We start from the raw sequence: 19,349 nt of genomic DNA, 5'->3' as shown, positions 1-19,349 counted from the left end.
TCATGAACCTTATTCTTTCACCAATCATATAGTGTAGAAAGGGTGGAGTATTGCTGTTAAGGAGGACCATATATGCGACTGGAGCGTTTGACATATAATAAAATCAAAGTGTTTTTAACTTTGGATGACCTTGACGAACGTGGCATTTCCAAAGATGAAATGTGGCAAGACCTGCCTAAAGTACATGAACTCTTCAGGGATATGATGTTGGAAGCTGATGATGAATTGGGCTTCAAAGCAGATGGTCCGATTGCTGTCGAGGTTTTTTCATTACCTGCTCAAGGGATGGTCGTAATTGTTACGAAGGGGCAATCCACGAATGAAGATGAAGATTATGATGATGAATTCCTGGAGCTTCAAGTGACTATGGATATCAGTGATGATGTCTTCTACGAATTTAATGGGTTCGATGATCTGATTTCATTGACATCTCGTGTATACCCGCTTGGTATCACAGGTGGCGAGATTTATTATTTCAATGGACGTTATTATGCCTCTTTTGAAGAAGAGGATTATGTCCAGCTTGATGTTGATATGTTCGTCGCGCTTTTGTCAGAATTCGGGAACCCTTCAACGATCACGAAATGGCGTGTCAGGGAATATGGAAAGTTGATTCTCGATCAAGAGGCAATTGGACGCATCAATCATCACTTCTTATCAAAAAATAAATGATTGAAGAAAAACTTGGCAAACGCCAAGTTTTCTATTTATATGCCTCAATAACGGAAATATCCTGATGTAATGGATGTTTTACAGCGTTCAAACACCCTTGAACCAAGATTGCATGTATGTAAAACGCGTTTGGTTTGCAAGCTAAGAAAGCGTTTACAACTTAATATAGAAAACTTATATATATCACTTCTCATAATGCCTGCTAGGGTGTATACTATGCATTGAGAAATTGAAATCATACTTATTTACTTTTGGATTTTTCACGGGAGGTAAACCATGTCTGCCAATGAACAAGAGAACAATGGACAAGACAACGTATTATTATCAACACAAACCGTTATCAATGATGCTTTAGATAAGTTAGGGTACCCTGAAGAGGTGTTCGAGCTATTAAAAGAGCCGGTAAGATTGATGACCGTCCGTATTCCTGTAAGAATGGATGATGGCGCCATCAAGATCTTCACTGGTTATCGTGCTCAACACAATGATTCAGTAGGACCGACAAAAGGTGGAGTAAGGTTTCACCCGAATGTAACTGAAACGGAAGTCAAGGCTCTATCCATCTGGATGAGTCTAAAAGCTGGGATTGTGGATTTACCCTATGGCGGGGGTAAAGGTGGAATCATCTGTGATCCCCGGGATATGTCATTCCGCGAACTCGAAAGGTTGAGCCGTGGATATGTCCGTGCAATCAGTCAAATTGTAGGACCGACAAAAGATATCCCTGCACCGGATGTCTTTACGAACTCTCAAATCATGGCCTGGATGATGGACGAGTACAGCAGGATCCGAGAATTCGATTCACCAGGGTTCATTACAGGAAAACCACTCGTTCTGGGCGGTTCCCATGGAAGAGAATCAGCTACGGCGAAAGGTGTCACCATCTGTATCCGTGAAGCTGCTAAACAAAAAGGAATCAACCTGGAAGGAGCGCGTGTCGTCATCCAGGGCTTCGGTAATGCAGGAAGCTTCCTTGCCAAATTCATGTACGATGCTGGAGCAAAAGTGATCGGAATTTCCGACGCTTATGGCGGATTACATGATCCGGACGGATTGGACATTGATTATCTGTTGGATCGAAGAGACAGCTTCGGTACTGTTACCAAGCTGTTCAAAGATACGATATCAAATCAGGATCTGCTTGAACTCGATTGCGATATTCTTGTACCAGCTGCAATCGAAAACCAGATCACGAAGCACAATGCTCATGACATAAAAGCATCAATCGTCGTGGAAGCTGCAAATGGTCCAACAACGATTGAAGCGACGAACATCCTGACTGAGCGTGATATCCTCCTCGTACCGGATGTATTGGCGAGTGCAGGTGGAGTCACAGTTTCTTACTTCGAGTGGGTCCAGAACAATCAAGGATATTACTGGACGGAAGAGGAAGTCGAGCAGAAATTAGAACAAGTAATGGTGAAAGCCTTTAACAATATCCTGACAACGGCAACCAACCGTAAGGTGAATATGAGGCTTGCGGCTTATATGGTAGGCGTTAGGAAAATGGCGGAAGCATCCCGTTTCAGAGGTTGGATCTAAGACTGTTCAGTTGAAACCTATAGCAAAATCCCCTATCATCTATATGTATGATAGGGGGTTTTTGACGTAGGACCATGTTAAATCAATGTTTTGGTCATCCCCAGCGAGAAATGATCAATATGTCGATTTGGCATATGATAGGAATAAGAGAAACAGAAAGAGAGAAGTCACAGTAGGAGTGAAACGGAACTATGCATGCTGACGCAATCATCGTAGGCGGTGGTCCCTGTGGTCTTTCGGCTGCAATCGCACTTGAAGAAATCGGTTTGAAACCGGTTGTCATTGAAAAAGGGAATATCGTCAACTCAATATACAATTATCCGACACACCAACAGTTCTTCAGTACGAGTGAGAAATTGGAGATCGGGGATATGCCGTTTGTTATCGAGGGAAGGAAACCGAAGAGAAATCAAGCTTTATCTTATTACCGGGAAGTCGTGAAGAGGAAACGACTGACCGTTCATTCATATGAGAAGGTGCAACGTGTGGAGAGAATGAAGGATGGGCGGTTCACGGTCTTTTCCGTTCGCAAGGGCGGAGCTGAACATACGTATGTAACCCCCTATGTGATCATCGCTACAGGTTACTATGATCACCCGAATTATATGGATGTACCGGGAGAAGAGCTAGACAAGGTCTTCCACTACTTTAAAGAAGCTCATCCTTATTTCGATTGTGATGTTACAGTCATAGGCGGGAAGAACTCTGCTGTCGATGCTGCACTTGAACTAGAGAAGGTAGGTGCCCGCGTAACGGTCCTTTACCGAGGGGAAGAGTATTCCGGAAGCATAAAGCCATGGATTTTACCGGAATTCGAAGCATTAGTGAAACATGACCGGGTCAACATGGTATTCAATGCTGAGGTGAAAGAAATCAAGCCTGGATCACTCGTATATGAGGCAGATGGAGAGAAGGTTGAAATTCCGAATGATTTCGTATTTGCCATGACTGGCTATCACCCTGATCATACGTTCTTGACGAAGATGGGAGTCGAAATCGATCCTGAAACGGGACGGCCTCATTTCAATGATGAAACGATGGAAACAAACGTGGATGGTATTTTCATTGCGGGTGTAATTGCAGCTGGAAATAACGCCAATGAAATATTCATTGAGAACGGTCGTTTTCATGGTGGTCTCATTGCCAACGAAATATTGAGAAGAGAGAAAGACGGAGCTTTTTAATCCGTCACTAAACGAAAGGCTGCCAGAAATGTTTTCTGGACAGCCTTTTTTGCATGTTTTCAATTCGTTCGAAACGCTTCCACTAGTTCATCGTGTGTAAGGTTCATCTCCAAGGTGACCATCAATTTCAGCCGTGCTTTTTGACCGTTTAAGCCATTCGTGAAAATGACGCCTCGTTCCTTCAATTGTTTACCGCCGCCATCATAGCTGTAGATGTCTTGGACGATACCGTTGAAACACCTTGAGACAAGTACGATCGGAATATCTTTTTCGATAAAAGCATCAATTTCCTCAAGGAGTTCAGGAGGCAGGTTCCCTTGTCCGAGCGCTTCAATGACAAGACCATCGACATCCATCATCCGGACGGAGCGTAAAAGTTCCTTCTGCATGCCTGCATAGGCTTTCAAAAGAATCACATTTTTTGTTAATGCTAATGTTTTGTAATGTTCTTTATTCACCAGATTATGGTGGAAGAAGACTCCCCTTTTCGTCACAATCCCTATCGGCCCGTATTGAGGACTCTGGAACGTTGCGATATTACTCGTATGGGTTTTCGTAACATTCTTTGCCGTATGGATTTCATCGTTGAAAACGACTAATACGCCTTTGTCTCTAGCCGCGTCACTTGCAGCCACCCGAACTGATGAAATGAGGTTATGAGGTCCGTCTGCCCCTAACTCGTTACTGGATCGCATGGCTCCTGTCAGGATGATCGGAACGTCGTGACCGTGCATCAGATCAAGTAAATAAGCGGTCTCTTCTAACGTATCTGTTCCATGAGTCACCACAACTCCGTCAAAATCAGTTTCCACCAGCTTTGCTCGTATATAATTGGATAATTCCATCATATGATCTGGTGTAACATGAGGAGAGGGAAGATTGATAAAATCGTCCATCGTCACCTCTGCAATTTGGGACAAAAGTGCATATGTTTCATGTAAAGGATTGACTTCACCAGGCAGGACTTTTCCAGTTTCTTTATCTTCACTCATGGCGATCGTTCCACCTGTATGAACAACTAGTATCTTTTTCTTCAATTACGTCACCCCAATCCGAATATTCTCCAACGTTAAAGATACCACGTTCGTCACTTTTCGTCTAAAAGGAACAATCCATCACGGCAAAAATTTCCGTTCATATAAAGACCGTTCATGTTACGATAGAGAAAATAAATTGAAACGAGACGATAGACATGTTTACGATCCTTTCTGCTGGAATAGCACCCGGTGTAGCTTTGCTCTCCTTTTTTTACTTGAAAGAGAAGTATAAACCCGAACCGATCCTCATGGTATTGAGAACGTTCATCATTGGCATTCTCCTTGTGTTTCCTGTCATGGTGCTCCAGTTCGGGATACACGAAGAATTGTTCGTACCTGCATGGGTGGATGCCTTTCTCGTTTCAGGCATGCTGGAAGAATTCTTTAAATGGTTTTTACTTTATTTTGCTGCGTATCAGCATATTGATTTTGATGATCCTTATGACGGTATCATATATGGCGTTTCCATTTCTTTAGGTTTTGCAACTGCTGAAAATGTACTCTACCTCTTATCCAACGGTGTAGAGACTGCCATGTACAGAGCTTTGCTTCCTGTCTCAAGTCATGCCTTGTTCGGCGTTACGATGGGTTATTATTTATCACGTGGTAAATCAGCTAGAAGTTTGCAACGAAAGAGAATTTTCATTTTCATTTCTGTGCTTATACCAATCATCTTCCATGGCTTTTATGATTACATTATCTTTTCCTTCATGGAAGGGGAATGGATTTTCTTCATGCTGCCATTCATGGTTTTCCTTTGGTGGCTTGGCCTTCGTAAAATCAAGTATGCACAGAGGATTTCAGAACAACGATACAATCCACGGAAAAAAAGCTCTAGCTCTACGATTTGAACCTGCTGAAGCCTTCTTCCTAGCAATTCCAATCATCACTTTTACATTGATGATGAGAAATTGAAGGATGGATGGCTTCTTTTTTTTGGCTCTGTAAGCTTTTATTAGTGATATAGAAGCGTAATACGGCGACTCCAGCGGAAAGCTTCCGCCTGAAGCTGTTCGGTAACATTGTATAAAATTCCAATAGTGGCAGAAACTACGGACATTGAAAAGTCATACAGGATTCTACAGGAGGCTGTACCGATGAAAAGTCCAATTTTTTATTTGAAAATCTGCATAACCACTATTCTTTTTATCATTCCTTTGTTCGGATCGATGACAACAGAGAAAGCGGAGGCATTCAGCCCTCAAGTCATCCAGAGGGGTGCGACTGGTGAGGATGTTATTGAGCTCCAATCAAGGCTCCAATACCTAGGATTCTACAATGGGAATATAGACGGGATCTTTGGGTGGGGGACGTATTGGGCGCTTAGAAACTTCCAATATGAGTTCGGATTGGAAGTGGATGGTTTGGCAGGCTTTACAACAAAGAAGAAGTTAGCGGATGCTTCTAAATATTATGAAAGCTATGTCAAGAAAAACATCAGGAAGGGGAAGGACTTCACCCATTATGGCGGGCAACCGCTCGATCAACAAACGGAGAAGGACAAGAAAGGCAAAGCACAGGCACCTTCAGGTCAGGGCAAAGCCCAGGCGCCAGCTGGTCAAGGGAAAGCTTCACCGAAGCAAGGGAAAAATGTACCGAGTGGATACTCTGAAAATGATTTGCAGTTGATGGCAAACGCAGTTTATGGAGAAGCACGAGGGGAACCATACGTCGGTCAAGTTGCGGTGGCAGCTGTCATTCTCAACCGAATTGAAAGCACTTCATTTCCAAATACGATTTCGGGTGTCATCTTTGAGCCAGGGGCTTTCACAGCTGTAGCTGACGGTCAGATCTGGCTAACACCGAATGAGAAAGCCAAGAAAGCTGTACAGGATGCGTTGAATGGGTGGGACCCTACTGATGGAAGTATTTATTACTTCAATCCAAACACAGCGACATCAGGCTGGATTTGGACAAGAAGTCAAGTTACCCAAATCGGAAAACATATATTCGCAAAATGATGGAGGTGAACCATTGTGATAAGAACAGTCCTTTTGACCATTTTAGCATTAGCGGTTGTCGGAACAGGCTATTGGGGTTATAAAGAGCATCAGGAAAAAAATGCGGTATTGATCAATGCAGAGAATAATTACCAACGTGCATTCCATGATCTGAACTTCCATTTCGATGCGTTGGAAGAAAAGATTGGAACGACATTGGCGATGAATTCGAGGCAGCAGCTATCTCCAGCACTTGCAGAAGTGTGGCGATTGACATCGGAAGCGCATAACGATGTGGGACAATTGCCTTTGGCGCTGTTACCTTTCAATAAGACGGAGGAATTCCTGACAAAGATCGGGGAATTCAGTTATAGGATCGCGATTCGAGACTTAACAAAATCCCCGCTTTCAGACAAGGAATACCAGACGCTCGAAAAGCTCCATGAAAATGCGACTGAAATAAAGAATGAATTAAGAAAAGTCCAATCTCTCGTGATGAAGGAGAACCTGAGGTGGATGGATGTCGAATTGGCTTTGGCTACTGAATCGGATCCGAAAGACAACACGATCATTGATGGCCTCAAAACGGTGGACAAATCGTCAGAAGGGTACTCGGAAGTCAATTGGGGACCTGAAATGACAAAGATCAGCGAGTTTAAGGATAATAAATACAAGGCATTGAAGGGTAAGGAAATCACGAAGGAAGAAGCGAAAAAGCTCGCATTCAAGTTTCTGGATTTGAAGCAAGGAAGTAAAGTGATTGTCGAGGAGAACGGAAAAGGTAGTCCATATAAGGCATATCGTGTATCGATTAACGAGCCGCAAAGCAAATCGAACATCTATATGGAATTGACGAAGAAGGGTGGACATCCGGTTTGGATCCTTCAGGATCGGGATGTAAAGAAAGCGAAGCTCAGCTTATATAAAGGGAGCGAAAAAGCCCTTGCATTCTTGAAGGCTCATGCGATGGACAAAATGGAGATGTCGGTAAGCGATCAGTACGACAACATCGGAATTTACACGTACGTGAAAAAGCAGGGTGATGTCAGGATCTACCCACAAACAATCACCATCAAGGTCGCACTAGATAACGGGGACATTATCGGGTATGAAGGGATGAATTACCTGGTCGGTGAAAGGGAACGAAAGATAACTTCACCGAAACTCTCAGAGCAAGAAGCAAGAGGTAAAATGAATCCAAAGCTCAAAATCATGGAGGTTCATCAAGGAATCATCGTGAACGACCTCGGTGAGGAAGTCCATTGCTATGAATTCCTGGCAACTTTGAAAAACGAAACGTTCAGGATTTTCATTAATGCAAACAATGGTTACGAGGAGAAAGTAAAGAAATTGGATGACCCGAACACACCAGTCAATAGCATGTGAACGTTTTAAGCAGCTTGTAAAGAAACCGAGTGTTTCTTTACAAGCTTTTTTATTGGGAGTGGTTCAAATACGAGCTCCATATTTTCAATTTTAAGTACTCATAACCGCTCCATGCGTCCCCCATATTCAGTTTTTCTCGATATGGAGGACTCATAAAACGCTTCATACGTCCTCCATATTTCCATTTTGTGCGTTTTCGGAGGATGAAGGAATCGGCCCTCTTTATCACCTTGAAAATGGAGAAGGAAAAGCAAGATTTGCTTTTCCTTTTTGAGTTAAAATGAGATAATAGACCTAATTGAATCATTGAATGAGGAAAGGAGGGACACCCGTGATTAAGGCTGGAGAAACACTTGAACTTGAGATGGAGAAACCAGGCCGGAAGACTGTGAAATATAAATGCAAGGTCGATAAAATTGATAATGGTAGAATCTTTGTCACTTACCCAACCAACCTTCAGACGAACAAGTCGGAGTTTTTCATGATTGGTTCACGGTTCCGGGCGAGTTTTACAACTTCAGATAAATCGACCTACGCTTTTTCAACGGAAATGGTGGATCGTTTCAAGGATCGTATCCCATTATTGATTTTATCGTTTCCAGGAGAAGAAGGGCTTGAAAAAGTACAGAGAAGGGAATTCGTACGAGTCGATTCTGCCATCGACGTCGCAATACACCCTACAGCACATCAGTTTTCACCCTTCACAACATTGACATCTGATATTAGCGCAGGTGGCTGTATGATAAATTTGCCAGAACGTCATCCATTGCGAAATGGTCAGGTGATCTATTGTTGGATGGTCATCCCGTTAAAGCAGTATACATGGTACATAAAACAAAAGGCGATGGTCTTACGGATTTTAGAAGGAGAAAACGGAAGGCTTAAAGCCCCACTGCAATTCATCGATGTTACAGAGAAAGACAAACAAAATTATCTCCGGTTTTGTTTTGAAGAACAGTTGAAATTCAAGAAGAATGGCCTGATTTGATGTAACTGATTGGCTTTATTTGGACACGCTAGATGGAAAGAGCTGAAATGAGGTATAGCGTTTTATGAAAACCATCGAGCGGATCATCATGAAGGTGATCATCTGTCAGGTCATATTTATGATTGTTGGACAATTATTGGTCCTGCAAACGGGAATCGGATCGTATTTGAACCGTGTCTATCAATATGAGGGGATCCTCAGTGGACAAAGGGGAGAAACCGTGGAAACCATAGACCACTCAAACGACCTATGGTATCATGAAAGAGTTGAAAAAGATCTGAAGAAGTGAAAATTCACATGATAATAAACTTGGTCCAAGGAGTATCCAGACCTCCCTTTGAGCCAAGTTTTCTCTGTGATTTTACCCTTTCACTCAAGATGGATAGATAACTTAGGACAACCGGAAATAGCAGGAGGAAGTATGAGTAATTTGATGAAAATCGCAATTGATGGACCAGCTGGTGCTGGGAAGAGTACAGTAGCAAAAAAAGTAGCAGACATATTATCGTATGTCTATATCGATACAGGCGCGATGTATCGTTCAATTACATTGAAAGCACTGAGGAATGAAGTGGATGTTTGTGATGGGGAAGCCCTGGAACTTCTGCTGAAATCCACAAAGATTGATCTGAGAAAAACGGAAGATCGGCAAGTCGTCTTGTTGGACGATGAAGATGTAACAGATGAAATCCGTACACCGGACGTGACGAATAATGTGTCAGAAGTGGCAAAGCACGCGAACGTACGCAAGGAAATGGTGAAACAACAGCAGGAGCTGAGTCATGAACATTCAGTCGTTATGGACGGCAGGGACATCGGTACTCATGTCATTCCCGATGCAGAAGTCAAGATCTTTCTCATTGCATCTGTAGATGAACGGGCGAAACGTAGACATCAAGAGAACCTTACAAAAGGAATTCCGTCCGATCTTGAGCAGATCAAAACGGAAATTGAGCAACGCGACAGATTGGATTCCCAGCGTGAAGCATCTCCTCTGATGAAGGCGCACGATGCAATCGAGCTGGATACAACAACGATGACAATTGATGAGGTAGTCGATGCCATCCTTACGATTGTTCGAGAATATGAAAGGGTTTGATGGTTGGTGAGGCTTTATACAATAGGTAAGAATTTATTCAACGGGATCTTCAATTCCGGGTATAGGCTGAAGGTCATAGGTGTGGAAAATGTACCAAAAGAGGACGGAGTTTTGATTTGTAGTAACCATATCAGCTATTTGGACCCTCCTCTCGTTGGCTGCTCATCAAACCGTACCGTCCACTTCATGGCGAAGGCTGAGCTTTTCGAAATGCCGATATTGAAAAAAATCCTTCCAAAGATATATGCCTTCCCGGTTCGTCGGGGGATGAGCGATAAACAAGCTTTGCGTAAAGGGTTAGAGCTATTAAGACAGGGAGAAGCGGTCGGTCTGTTTCCAGAAGGGACACGCAGTAAGACCGGGGATATCGGTGCTGGATTAGCTGGTGCCGGATTCTTTGCAATGAAGACGGATGCAAAGGTCATTCCTTGCGCAATCATTGGTCCCTTCAAGCTCTTTAGATCCGTCAAAATCGTATATGGGAAACCGATTGATTTTACGGAAATGAAAGAACAGAAAGCTTCTGCCAAGGAAGCGACAGAAAAAATCATGGCTGAAATCCGAAAATTATATGACGAGAACAAGTAGGAAAGTCCGAGGTTTAGTTACTTGACAAATCTCGCTATTTATAAGAAGTTAGAGGAAAGGGAAATGAACCTTATACATACTCTTTCACAATGTGAAGGGTCCCATATAGTTTTCTCTTCGTTTAGACACTTAAGGAGGTAGAGTCAATGACTGATGAAATGAATCAAGAACTTTCAGAAATGAAGCCTTTGGAAATGGGAGATGTAGTAGAAGGTACCGTTACAAAGGTCGAAGAAAAACATGCTTTGATCGACGCAGGGTACAAGATGGATGGCATCCTGCCGATCAGTGAACTTTCAAGCTTACATGTTGAAAAAGTAAGTGATGTTTTATCTGAAGGAGATACATTAACACTTCAAGTGATTAAACTGACAGAAGATGAGCTTGTTCTTTCCAAGCGTGCAATTTCCGCAGGTAAAGCTTGGTCTGAGTTGAAAGAAGCACAAGAAAATAACGAAACATTAGAAGTTCAAATCGCAGATGTAGTGAAAGGCGGCCTTGTAGTCGACCTTGGCGTCCGTGGTTTTATTCCTGCTTCTCTAGTTGAAAGACACTTTGTAGAAGATTTCTCTTCCTATAAAGGGAAGACGCTTGAAGTCAAAATCGTCGAGCTTGATGAAGAAAACAACAAATTGATCCTTTCCCACCGTGCTGTATTGGAAGCACAGGAAGAAAGCAAAAAGCAGGAAGTACTCCATTCTCTTGAGGCTGGTCAAGTCCTTGATGGAACGGTACAACGTTTGACGGATTTTGGTGCATTCGTTGATATCGGAGGAATTGACGGACTCGTCCATATTTCTCAGCTCGCTCACCATCGTGTGGAGACGCCTTCTGAGGTCGTTAGTGAAGGGGACTCTGTAAAAGTGAAGGTCCTTTCCGTCGATCGTGATAATGAACGCATTTCCTTGTCCATTAAAGAAACATTACCTGGACCTTGGGATAATGTATCGGATGTACTTGAAAAAGGAAAAGTTGTAGAAGGTACAGTCAAACGCCTCGTTTCATTCGGTGCGTTCGTAGAAGTTGCACCAGGTGTTGAAGGCCTTGTACACATTTCAGAAATTGCAAACCGACATATCGGCACACCAAGCGAAGTCTTGAGTGAAGGCGATGTCGTCAAAGTGAAAGTATTGGATATCAATACGGATGAAAAGAGAATTTCACTTAGCATCCGTGCTACATTGGAAGAAGAAAACCGCCCTTCAAAAATCGATCCAGAGTACAGTAAAGAAACTGACGGTAACACTGGATTCTCATTAGGCGACATGATCGGCGACCAACTTAAAAAATACAAATAAACGATAAATAGAGAGGCTGACCCTATATTGGGTCAGCCTTTTTCATTTCCTGTTCTCCCTTTGCGCTTCTTCAGGGGTATCAAGTCGTGTAGCGCCTTTGAACCGGACTCCTCGATCCCGGTCCGATTCGACACGCCCTGATTGCTTCAGCTTCTTTTCTTGTCGATCTTTTCCCATGCCTTTCACTCCTTTTCATTAGTTTGGGGAATGTGCGCATTCCTATGCATGAATTACGGTTTCCTTGTTTAGAATTCCCTTCCACCTTCCATACTTCTAATAGGAACAATAACGATCATCTACGGAGGTATATATGGAGGGTTTGTTCTTTTACTGGGTGACCTGGATCATTTGGACCGTAACGACTTTTTTTCTACGAAAGACGAAAGAACGATTTTATGTTTCCGCGGTGTTATTACTTATTATCCATACATCGTCCATTACGCTTCATTATGAGGAATTCTCTTTCAATGGTTCCCTTTTCTTGATCGGAATCTTGGGTTATGCTTACATTGGGATACAGGATAACAAGCTCGTCATTCCAGCCATACTACTTAGCCTGATGCTTTCGATCGTCTATATAGGCATGCAGTATGTCGTCTTGAATGACCCGTATTGGCTTGTGTATGGCGTGAATTTGTTCGCTGCGGTTCCGATCGTTTTATTACTGTTGATCATGATCAAGGATGTAAGGATAAGGATAGGGGTTCTCCTATCCGCATACGTTCATGGAGAATTAGGTTATGGTTTGTTCGTCAACGTACCGGATATCCAGGTAATGGGTGGTGAATTATTTCTAAGCCATTTATCTATTTCAGGGTGCATACTCTTTTTATGGACTCTCTATGAAAAGATCACGACAGGTATGAAAGTGAAAATGGACCGTCCGAAAAAGCATGTTAAAGAAGGACTCCATTAAGGGCCCCTTTATATGCAGTTGTAGGTATAACGGTTTTTTGCTAAAATAAATGAGTTCTATCTGTATCAGACTCCACTGATTTAGAGGAGATATACATAAAGAGGATGGAATGGGTGATTTTTGTAGCCCTTTAAAGAAGGAAGTGATAGTATGCGTAAACCGGTAGTAGCCGTAGTAGGCAGACCGAATGTGGGGAAATCCACAATATTCAACCGCATCATTGGGGACCGCCTGTCAATTGTAGAAGATAAGCCAGGCGTGACACGTGACCGGATCTATAGTTCAGCAGAGTGGCTGAATACAGAATTCAATATTATTGATACGGGTGGAATCGACCTAGGAGATGAACCGTTGCTGAAACAAATGCGTCAGCAAGCGGAAATTGCGATTGAAGAGGCAGATGTCATCATATTCATGGTGAATGGTCGTGAAGGAATTACATCAGCCGATGAAGAAGTCGCTCAAATCTTGTTCCGGTCAAAGAAACCAGTTGTTCTTGCAGTTAATAAAATCGACAACCCTGAACGCATGAGCGAAGTGTATGAATTCTATTCCTTAGGCTTTGGAGAACCGATTGGAATCTCTGGTGCTCACGGTCTTGGACTAGGAGATCTCTTGGATGAAGTCGTCAAGCATTTTCCTGAAAACGATGGCGAAGATTACGATGACTCAACGATAAAGTTCTCCCTGATCGGACGCCCGAATGTAGGGAAATCATCATTGGTCAATGCAATCGTAGGAAAAGAGCGTGTCATCGTCAGCGATATTGCTGGGACGACAAGGGATGCGATTGACGCTAAATTTACAAGGGACGGCCAGGAGTATGTGATCATTGATACTGCTGGTATGCGGAAAAAAGGGAAAGTATACGAAACGACGGAAAAATACAGTGTCTTGAGAGCGCTTAAAGCCATTGATCGCTCTGATGTTGTGCTGGTTGTCATCAATGCAGAAGAAGGAATCATCGAACAGGACAAGAAGATTGCAGGGTATGCCCATGAGGCAGGACGAGCAGTCATCATCGTCGTGAACAAGTGGGATGCAGTCGAAAAAGATGATAAAACGATGAAGGAATTTGAACAGAAGATCCGAGATCATTTCTTATTCCTTGATTATGCACCGATTGTATTTGTCTCCGCCAAGACCAAGCAGCGATTACATACATTACTGCCGGTCATTGAAACAGTGGCGGAAAATCATACGATGCGTGTGAAGACGAATGTGCTGAATGATGTCATCATGGACGCCGTCATGATGAATCCGACTCCGACAGACAAAGGTCGTCGATTGAAGATCAATTATGTCACCCAAGTCGCGATCAAGCCTCCGACTTTCGTCTTGTTCGTCAATGATCCTGAATTGCTCCACTTCTCCTACAAGCGTTTTATCGAAAATCGCATAAGGGAAGCGTTTGGGTTCAAAGGAACCCCAATTCGAATCATTGCCAGAAGAAAAAATGAATAGGAGGAACTTATGAACATCATTCTTGCTATTTTAATCGGATATTTCATTGGCTCGATCAGCTTTAGCTATTTGATTGCAAAGAAGATCAAAAAGGTCGATATCCGTACGCAAGGGAGCGGGAATGCCGGTGCTACCAATACATTAAGAGTGCTAGGTTGGGGACCGGCCATAGCTGTGCTTCTGCTTGATGCATCAAAAGGGATTGTGGCTGTCCTCCTCAGTTACCTTTTGGGAGCGGAGGAATGGGTTGCATTCTTAGCGGGACTCTTTGCGATCGTCGGACATAATTGGCCGATCTACTATGGTTTCCGTGGGGGAAAAGGGGTCGCGACGACGATTGGCGTTTTTGCGATACTCGTCTTTATCCCTGCACTCATTTCAGGTATCATCGCGATCTTATTAATTGTGATTACGAGATATGTGTCTCTTGGTTCACTCGTGTTCATGGTCTCAGCACCTACCCTTACGTTTGTACTCGGATATGACACGATCCATATCCTCTTAGCAGCTGTCATTGGACTGCTATCCTTATGGAGGCATCGGACAAACATCGTACGTTTATTGAACGGTACTGAAAGTAAGATCGGACAGAAAAAGGAAGTGACAAGTTGATGAAAAAAATAGCAGTAATTGGTGCAGGAAGCTGGGGAACAGCATTAGCTCTCGTACTAGCGGATAATCGTCATGACGTTCGACTTTGGGCACGTAGAAAGGAACAAGTCGACGAAATCAACGAAAGGCATACCAATGAGAAATACCTTCCGAACATTGATCTTCCGGAGAATATTATCGCTACAGATGATCTAGCGGAAGCTGTTAAGGATACGGATACAGTTCTGCTCGTTACACCGACGAGTGCGATGAGGGAGATCTTACAACAATTGAAGGGTTGCTTGGAGGAAGGCGTCACATTGATCCATGCGAGTAAAGGGATTGAGCCGGATACGCTATTCCGCGTTTCCGAGGTGATAGAGGATGAACTCCCGGAAACGTTACGTCGTGCCATCGTTGTCTTATCAGGACCTAGTCATGCAGAAGAAGTGAGTTTAAGGCAGCCGACGACTGTTACCGTATCTTCTAAGGACCAGCAAGCAGCTGAACAAGTGCAGGATCTGTTCATCAACCCGAATTTCAGAGTATATACAAACCCTGATATCGTCGGAGTTGAATTGGGGGGTTCCTTGAAGAATATCATCGCATTAGGAGCAGGGTTATCGGATGGTCTTGGTTACGGGGATAATGCGAAAGCAGCCCTGTTGACACGAGGTCTTGCTGAAATAGCACGACTCGGATCGAATATGGGTGCACAGCCACTTACATTCGCAGGTCTTTCAGGAATAGGTGATTTAGTCGTCACATGTACGAGTGTACATAGCCGGAATTGGCGCGCAGGAAATATGCTTGGTAAGGGAAACTCCCTTGAAGAAGTCCTAGAAAACATGGGGATGGTCGTAGAAGGTGTCAGAACGACGAAAGCAGCGTATCAGCTTGCGAAGAAAGAAGGCGTGGAGATGCCGATCACGAACGAACTCTATGAAGTTCTATTCCATTCTAAATCGCCAAAAGAAGCTGTTGACTCCTTGATGATGAGAAGCCGGACCAATGAAGTGGAAGATTTGACCTCCATGATTTCAAAGGCCCCAACCTTCAACGAAAAAAAACCAGAATAAATATCACGAAGTCCTTTCTATCGCATAAGATATCATGAATGTTACGTGTGAGGAGGACTTCGATGGACAGAAATAATTTCATGGATGACATTGAAAAGAAGACGGGCGTTAAAAAAGAAGATATTTTCAAGTTAGCAGACTCGGTTCAAGGTGCTAATTTACGTGATGAAAGAACGATACGACAATTGATTTCCCAAGTTTCTCGATTAGCTGGTGTACCCGTATCCAAGGAGAAAGAAGATCAAATCGTCAAGGCGATCATTAATAATAATATCCCTCTGGACATGGCCTCGATCGCGAAAATGTTCAATAAGAAATAATTAATCGATGTAAAATTAGGCGATTGAGCGATACAGTATCCATAAATTTGCATAAAATAGCATGGAATGGACATTTTGAGCTGCTGTGGGAAATGTTATTTAGTCAGAAGCTGGAGAAAAGACGCCCTTTTCTCCAGCTTTTTAATGCCTGCAAAGCGATTTGTGAGGTCGTTGAGGAATTGAAATTAAACAAGTGGGTGACCACACCCTGAATTCATGTCATCCTTTTTTATGGGATTTCTTCTTACATATTCTCAAAGGACAAAATATGCTATAATAAAACCCGGTATTAAGGAGGTAAGCCAATGTCTGAAGGATTAATCAAAATGTGGATCGCACTTGCAGCTATCGGTCTGATGTTCATTGCGGTCGTTTCCATTTCCATCAGCCGTACGAAACTTAACGGCATCATTAAATACATCATTTCCATTTTTGCCTATGCATGTATGATTACAGCAGGCATTCTCATTTTGTTTGTCGTCTTCAGTGGTCCAGTACCTGAATAAATGCAAGATCTATACATAGCCAAACAAGTCAGGTGATAGTATGAAGCGAATGTTAGGTTTTATCGTGATAAGTCTTTCCATTTCTGTGCTTACAGGATGTTTGTATCCTGATGAACGTCTCGCAAAGAACAGGATCCCACATAAACAGCAGCTGGACGCTGTCCAGGATGCGGTCAATCAATACCAGACGAATCGAGGTGTCCTGCCGATTGAGAATCGAGATAAGGATACTTCCATCTATATAAAATACCCGATCAATTTCAACAAACTGGTTCCACGTTACCTTCCGGAGCCCCCTGGAAATTCCTTTGAGAATGGCGGAGTATTCCAGTATGTCCTTGTAAATGTTGAGAAGGACCCTAAGGTGAAATTGGTAGACCTTGAAGCAGTGGAAGTCGTGAAAGATTACAAGATGAAATTAAGGCTCTACCTTCAAAGAAATGATTATCCCCCTTATCGGGACGTTCTAGCAAATGGACGATATACCTTGGACCACAAAAAATTAGGTTACAAGGAACAACCGGTGGTGAAGAGTCCGTACACCGGGAATAACCTCCCCCTTATCGTGGATGGGGAGAACAATGTCTATATCGATTATGCAATGGACTTATACAAAGCGTTGAACGAGAAAGAACATGCCTATAAAAAAGGAGATGACATCCGTGATCTCCTTATGAAAGATTCACCGTTCGTCCCAGCTTACTCAGTACCTTATACACTAGAAGAGGGCGAGCCGGTATTCCTGTTTAAGGACTCATAGGCATTTCACTTGAATGATTTTCACAAAAGGCAAGGCACTGTTCGAAAGAACAGTGCCTCTTTCTATTGAAATAATTGGAGGACTCGTCAAGAAAATTGGCATGTTCCCTTATTCCTATCAATAAAGTGTAGTATGGGAGGGTTATTCATACCCCGAACAAATATAAAGAGTTTCCCGCAATGAGGTGATAGGTAGCCTATTAAAATATATTTTCAGTTTTGTTCAAGGAACAGTCATATTCGTTGGACAACATCATAGACATATATTGTCTATAACTACCCAAACACTACTCTGGAATGGGGAGGGGAACTAATGGAAAAAGTTGATATCTTCAAAGATATCGCAGAACGGACTGGTGGCGATATATATTTGGGTGTAGTGGGGGCTGTCCGTACCGGTAAATCGACGTTCATCAAGAAGTTCATGGAACTTGTCGTGCTGCCGAACATCGAAAGTGAATCAGAAAAGATGAGAGCCCAGGATGAATTGCCTCAAAGTGCGGCAGGTAAAACGATCATGACGACAGAGCCTAAATTCGTACCGAACAATGCCGTAAAGATTGAGGTAGACGAGGGTCTAGAAGTGAATATACGGTTAGTGGACAGTGTCGGATATGCTGTTCCAAGCGCAAAGGGGTACGAGGACGAAAACGGACCACGTATGATCCATACACCTTGGTATGAAGAACCAATACCGTTTCATGAAGCAGCAGAGATCGGAACGAGAAAGGTCATTCAAGAACATTCCACTCTCGGGGTGGTTGTGACAACCGATGGTTCAATCGGTGAAATCCCGAGATATGATTATGTGGAATCCGAGGAACGAATTGTTGAAGAGTTGAAGGAAGTCGGAAAACCATTCATCATGGTGATCAACTCTGTTCATCCGCATCACCCAGAAACAGAGAAACTCAGAAGGGAACTCTGTGAACGTTATGATATCCCTTGCCTATCGTTAAGTGTAGAGAGCATGACGGAACACGATATCAATAATGTTCTCCGAGAAGTGCTCTATGAATTCCCTGTCCTCGAAGTGAACGTGAATCTTCCGAGCTGGGTCATGGTATTGAACAATGAACATTGGCTCCGGAACAGCTACGAGGAATCCGTCAGAGAGACAGTGAAGGACATCAAGCGTCTGCGTGACGTCGATCGGGTTGTCGGTAATTTCACTGATTACGAATTCATTGATGAGGCAAGGCTTGCAGGTATTGAAATGGGGCAAGGGATTGCCGAGATCGACCTTTATGCGCCAGATGATCTGTATGATCAAATCCTCAAAGATGTCGTAGGGGTTGAAATAAGAGGGAAGGACCACCTCTTACAGTTAATGCAGGACTTTGCTTATGCCAAATCTGAGTATGATCAGATTGCAGATGCACTGAGAATGGTTAAGCAAACAGGCTACGGTATCGCTGCACCTGCCCTATCGGATATGAGCTTGGATGAGCCGGAAATCATCCGTCAAGGATCCAGGTTCGGAGTAAGATTGAAGGCTGTCGCTCCGTCCATCCATATGATCAAGGTTGATGTGGAGTCTGAATTTGCACCGATCATCGGAACCGAAAAGCAGAGCGAAGAATTGGTACGATATTTGATGCAGGATTTCGAGGACGACCCACTTTCGATTTGGAATTCGGATATCTTTGGTCGCTCACTCAATTCGATCGTAAGGGAAGGCATTCAGGCAAAGATTTCGTTGATGCCGGAGAATGCACGCTACAAGCTTAAAGAGACTTTGGAACGCATCATCAATGAAGGTTCAGGCGGCCTGATTGCGATCATCCTATAATCCAGAAGACTCCAATCCAGTGGAGTCTTTTTTTTTTGTATTTGCAGCAATATTCAGTCGATATTTACTTTTATGTGCAATATCCTTTGCCGTTATGATCGTTGGATGTTATGCTGTTGGGACAAACCATTGATATGATAAGAATCAGCGAGATTTGACTGATATTCCCTTTCGTTTCAGCAAATATG

Annotated in this window: 21 protein-coding genes; 19 read left to right on the top strand and 2 right to left on the bottom strand. The window is 43.2% G+C overall.

Going from position 1 to position 19,349, the window contains the following annotated elements:
- Window positions 1-72 precede the first annotated feature (72 nt).
- The 3 genes from V1497_RS10955 to V1497_RS10945 all read left to right on the top strand — a co-directional run bounded on the left by V1497_RS10955 (window position 73) and on the right by V1497_RS10945 (window position 3,398).
- Window positions 73-672 carry a genetic competence negative regulator gene (locus tag V1497_RS10955; protein ID WP_349407592.1) on the top strand — a complete coding sequence of 200 codons (600 nt, stop codon included), beginning with the start codon at window positions 73-75 and terminating at the stop codon, window positions 670-672.
- A 276-nt stretch (window positions 673-948) separates the two neighbouring features.
- A complete protein-coding gene (locus tag V1497_RS10950) occupies window positions 949-2,214 on the top strand; it encodes a Glu/Leu/Phe/Val dehydrogenase (RefSeq protein WP_349407591.1) in 1,266 nt (421 codons plus the stop codon).
- Between the two features lie 191 nt (window positions 2,215-2,405).
- Entirely contained in the window at window positions 2,406-3,398 is a 993-nt protein-coding gene (locus V1497_RS10945) for a YpdA family putative bacillithiol disulfide reductase (RefSeq protein WP_349407590.1), read from the top strand.
- 59 nt (window positions 3,399-3,457) lie between these two features.
- Here V1497_RS10945 and V1497_RS10940 read toward each other — a convergent pair whose 3' ends face one another.
- Complete coding sequence (locus V1497_RS10940) at window positions 3,458-4,390, bottom strand: asparaginase (protein ID WP_349410802.1); 933 nt, start codon at window positions 4,388-4,390, stop codon at window positions 3,458-3,460.
- Between the two features lie 200 nt (window positions 4,391-4,590).
- Here V1497_RS10940 and prsW point away from each other — a divergent pair, with 200 nt between their 5' ends.
- From prsW to rpsA, 8 genes are all read left to right on the top strand, one after another.
- Complete coding sequence (gene prsW / locus V1497_RS10935) at window positions 4,591-5,286, top strand: glutamic-type intramembrane protease PrsW (protein ID WP_349407589.1); 696 nt, start codon at window positions 4,591-4,593, stop codon at window positions 5,284-5,286.
- 318 nt (window positions 5,287-5,604) lie between these two features.
- Complete coding sequence (gene sleB / locus V1497_RS10930) at window positions 5,605-6,396, top strand: spore cortex-lytic enzyme (RefSeq protein ID WP_349410801.1); 792 nt, start codon at window positions 5,605-5,607, stop codon at window positions 6,394-6,396.
- A gap of 15 nt (window positions 6,397-6,411) precedes the next feature.
- The gene (ypeB, locus tag V1497_RS10925; protein WP_349407588.1) at window positions 6,412-7,761 is read left to right on the top strand and encodes a germination protein YpeB; all 1,350 of its coding nucleotides are present in this window, start codon (window positions 6,412-6,414) and stop codon (window positions 7,759-7,761) included.
- 331 nt (window positions 7,762-8,092) lie between these two features.
- The gene (locus tag V1497_RS10920) at window positions 8,093-8,749 is read left to right on the top strand and encodes a flagellar brake protein (RefSeq protein ID WP_349407587.1); all 657 of its coding nucleotides are present in this window, start codon (window positions 8,093-8,095) and stop codon (window positions 8,747-8,749) included.
- A gap of 64 nt (window positions 8,750-8,813) precedes the next feature.
- Complete coding sequence (locus tag V1497_RS10915; RefSeq protein ID WP_349407586.1) at window positions 8,814-9,038, top strand: YpfB family protein; 225 nt, start codon at window positions 8,814-8,816, stop codon at window positions 9,036-9,038.
- A 132-nt stretch (window positions 9,039-9,170) separates the two neighbouring features.
- Window positions 9,171-9,848 carry a (d)CMP kinase gene (cmk, locus tag V1497_RS10910; protein WP_349407585.1) on the top strand — a complete coding sequence of 226 codons (678 nt, stop codon included), beginning with the start codon at window positions 9,171-9,173 and terminating at the stop codon, window positions 9,846-9,848.
- A gap of 6 nt (window positions 9,849-9,854) precedes the next feature.
- Window positions 9,855-10,436 carry a lysophospholipid acyltransferase family protein gene (locus V1497_RS10905; protein WP_349407584.1) on the top strand — a complete coding sequence of 194 codons (582 nt, stop codon included), beginning with the start codon at window positions 9,855-9,857 and terminating at the stop codon, window positions 10,434-10,436.
- A gap of 146 nt (window positions 10,437-10,582) precedes the next feature.
- Window positions 10,583-11,734, top strand: coding sequence for a 30S ribosomal protein S1 (rpsA, locus tag V1497_RS10900; RefSeq protein ID WP_349407583.1), 1,152 nt, complete (start codon window positions 10,583-10,585; stop codon window positions 11,732-11,734).
- Between the two features lie 42 nt (window positions 11,735-11,776).
- On the opposite strand, the gene V1497_RS10895 is transcribed toward rpsA, so the two are convergent.
- On the bottom strand, window positions 11,777-11,911 hold the full coding sequence (locus V1497_RS10895; protein WP_349407582.1) for a YpzI family protein: 135 nt from the start codon (window positions 11,909-11,911) through the stop codon (window positions 11,777-11,779).
- Window positions 11,912-12,044: 133 nt separating this feature from the next.
- Between V1497_RS10895 and V1497_RS10890 the strand changes: the two genes are divergently transcribed.
- The 8 genes from V1497_RS10890 (at window position 12,045) to spoIVA (ending at window position 19,161) form a co-directional block, all read left to right on the top strand.
- Window positions 12,045-12,650 carry a hypothetical protein gene (locus V1497_RS10890; RefSeq protein WP_349407581.1) on the top strand — a complete coding sequence of 202 codons (606 nt, stop codon included), beginning with the start codon at window positions 12,045-12,047 and terminating at the stop codon, window positions 12,648-12,650.
- Window positions 12,651-12,800: 150 nt separating this feature from the next.
- On the top strand, window positions 12,801-14,114 hold the full coding sequence (gene der, locus V1497_RS10885) for a ribosome biogenesis GTPase Der (RefSeq protein WP_349407580.1): 1,314 nt from the start codon (window positions 12,801-12,803) through the stop codon (window positions 14,112-14,114).
- A gap of 9 nt (window positions 14,115-14,123) precedes the next feature.
- Window positions 14,124-14,726: a glycerol-3-phosphate 1-O-acyltransferase PlsY gene (plsY, locus tag V1497_RS10880; RefSeq protein ID WP_349407579.1), complete on the top strand. Its 603-nt coding sequence runs from the start codon at window positions 14,124-14,126 to the stop codon at window positions 14,724-14,726.
- On the top strand, window positions 14,726-15,784 hold the full coding sequence (locus V1497_RS10875; protein WP_349410800.1) for an NAD(P)H-dependent glycerol-3-phosphate dehydrogenase: 1,059 nt from the start codon (window positions 14,726-14,728) through the stop codon (window positions 15,782-15,784). The genes plsY and V1497_RS10875 overlap by 1 nt, the downstream gene beginning before the upstream one ends.
- Before the next feature lie 62 nt (window positions 15,785-15,846).
- Complete coding sequence (locus V1497_RS10870) at window positions 15,847-16,104, top strand: stage VI sporulation protein F (protein ID WP_349407578.1); 258 nt, start codon at window positions 15,847-15,849, stop codon at window positions 16,102-16,104.
- Window positions 16,105-16,409: 305 nt separating this feature from the next.
- Window positions 16,410-16,610 (top strand): DUF2768 domain-containing protein, encoded by a 201-nt coding sequence (locus V1497_RS10865; protein WP_349407577.1) that lies wholly within the window; start codon window positions 16,410-16,412, stop codon window positions 16,608-16,610.
- Window positions 16,611-16,650: 40 nt separating this feature from the next.
- The gene (locus V1497_RS10860) at window positions 16,651-17,370 is read left to right on the top strand and encodes a hypothetical protein (protein WP_349407576.1); all 720 of its coding nucleotides are present in this window, start codon (window positions 16,651-16,653) and stop codon (window positions 17,368-17,370) included.
- A gap of 312 nt (window positions 17,371-17,682) precedes the next feature.
- Window positions 17,683-19,161, top strand: a complete 1,479-nt coding sequence (gene spoIVA, locus V1497_RS10855) for a stage IV sporulation protein A (RefSeq protein ID WP_349407575.1) — start codon at window positions 17,683-17,685, stop codon at window positions 19,159-19,161.
- Window positions 19,162-19,349 lie beyond the last annotated feature (188 nt).

Source organism: Pseudalkalibacillus sp. SCS-8, assembly GCF_040126055.1.
GTDB lineage: Bacteria > Bacillota > Bacilli > Bacillales > Fictibacillaceae > Pseudalkalibacillus > Pseudalkalibacillus nanhaiensis.
This window is presented reverse-complemented; position numbering and strand designations above follow the sequence as displayed.

What these genes read in the sequence shown, in the direction of transcription:
- V1497_RS10955 (WP_349407592.1), top strand. Translation starts at nt 73, where the DNA reads ATGCGACTGGAGCGTTTGACATATAATAAAATCAAAGTGTTTTTAACT.
- V1497_RS10950 (WP_349407591.1), top strand. Translation starts at nt 949, where the DNA reads ATGTCTGCCAATGAACAAGAGAACAATGGACAAGACAACGTATTATTA.
- V1497_RS10945 (WP_349407590.1), top strand. Translation starts at nt 2,406, where the DNA reads ATGCATGCTGACGCAATCATCGTAGGCGGTGGTCCCTGTGGTCTTTCG.
- V1497_RS10940 (WP_349410802.1), bottom strand. Translation starts at nt 4,390, where the DNA reads ATGAGTGAAGATAAAGAAACTGGAAAAGTCCTGCCTGGTGAAGTCAAT.
- prsW (WP_349407589.1), top strand. Translation starts at nt 4,591, where the DNA reads ATGTTTACGATCCTTTCTGCTGGAATAGCACCCGGTGTAGCTTTGCTC.
- sleB (WP_349410801.1), top strand. Translation starts at nt 5,605, where the DNA reads ATGACAACAGAGAAAGCGGAGGCATTCAGCCCTCAAGTCATCCAGAGG.
- V1497_RS10915 (WP_349407586.1), top strand. Translation starts at nt 8,814, where the DNA reads ATGAAAACCATCGAGCGGATCATCATGAAGGTGATCATCTGTCAGGTC.
- cmk (WP_349407585.1), top strand. Translation starts at nt 9,171, where the DNA reads ATGAGTAATTTGATGAAAATCGCAATTGATGGACCAGCTGGTGCTGGG.
- rpsA (WP_349407583.1), top strand. Translation starts at nt 10,583, where the DNA reads ATGACTGATGAAATGAATCAAGAACTTTCAGAAATGAAGCCTTTGGAA.
- V1497_RS10895 (WP_349407582.1), bottom strand. Translation starts at nt 11,911, where the DNA reads ATGGGAAAAGATCGACAAGAAAAGAAGCTGAAGCAATCAGGGCGTGTC.
- V1497_RS10890 (WP_349407581.1), top strand. Translation starts at nt 12,045, where the DNA reads ATGGAGGGTTTGTTCTTTTACTGGGTGACCTGGATCATTTGGACCGTA.
- der (WP_349407580.1), top strand. Translation starts at nt 12,801, where the DNA reads ATGCGTAAACCGGTAGTAGCCGTAGTAGGCAGACCGAATGTGGGGAAA.
- plsY (WP_349407579.1), top strand. Translation starts at nt 14,124, where the DNA reads ATGAACATCATTCTTGCTATTTTAATCGGATATTTCATTGGCTCGATC.
- V1497_RS10875 (WP_349410800.1), top strand. Translation starts at nt 14,726, where the DNA reads ATGAAAAAAATAGCAGTAATTGGTGCAGGAAGCTGGGGAACAGCATTA.
- V1497_RS10870 (WP_349407578.1), top strand. Translation starts at nt 15,847, where the DNA reads ATGGACAGAAATAATTTCATGGATGACATTGAAAAGAAGACGGGCGTT.
- V1497_RS10865 (WP_349407577.1), top strand. Translation starts at nt 16,410, where the DNA reads ATGTCTGAAGGATTAATCAAAATGTGGATCGCACTTGCAGCTATCGGT.
- V1497_RS10860 (WP_349407576.1), top strand. Translation starts at nt 16,651, where the DNA reads ATGAAGCGAATGTTAGGTTTTATCGTGATAAGTCTTTCCATTTCTGTG.
- spoIVA (WP_349407575.1), top strand. Translation starts at nt 17,683, where the DNA reads ATGGAAAAAGTTGATATCTTCAAAGATATCGCAGAACGGACTGGTGGC.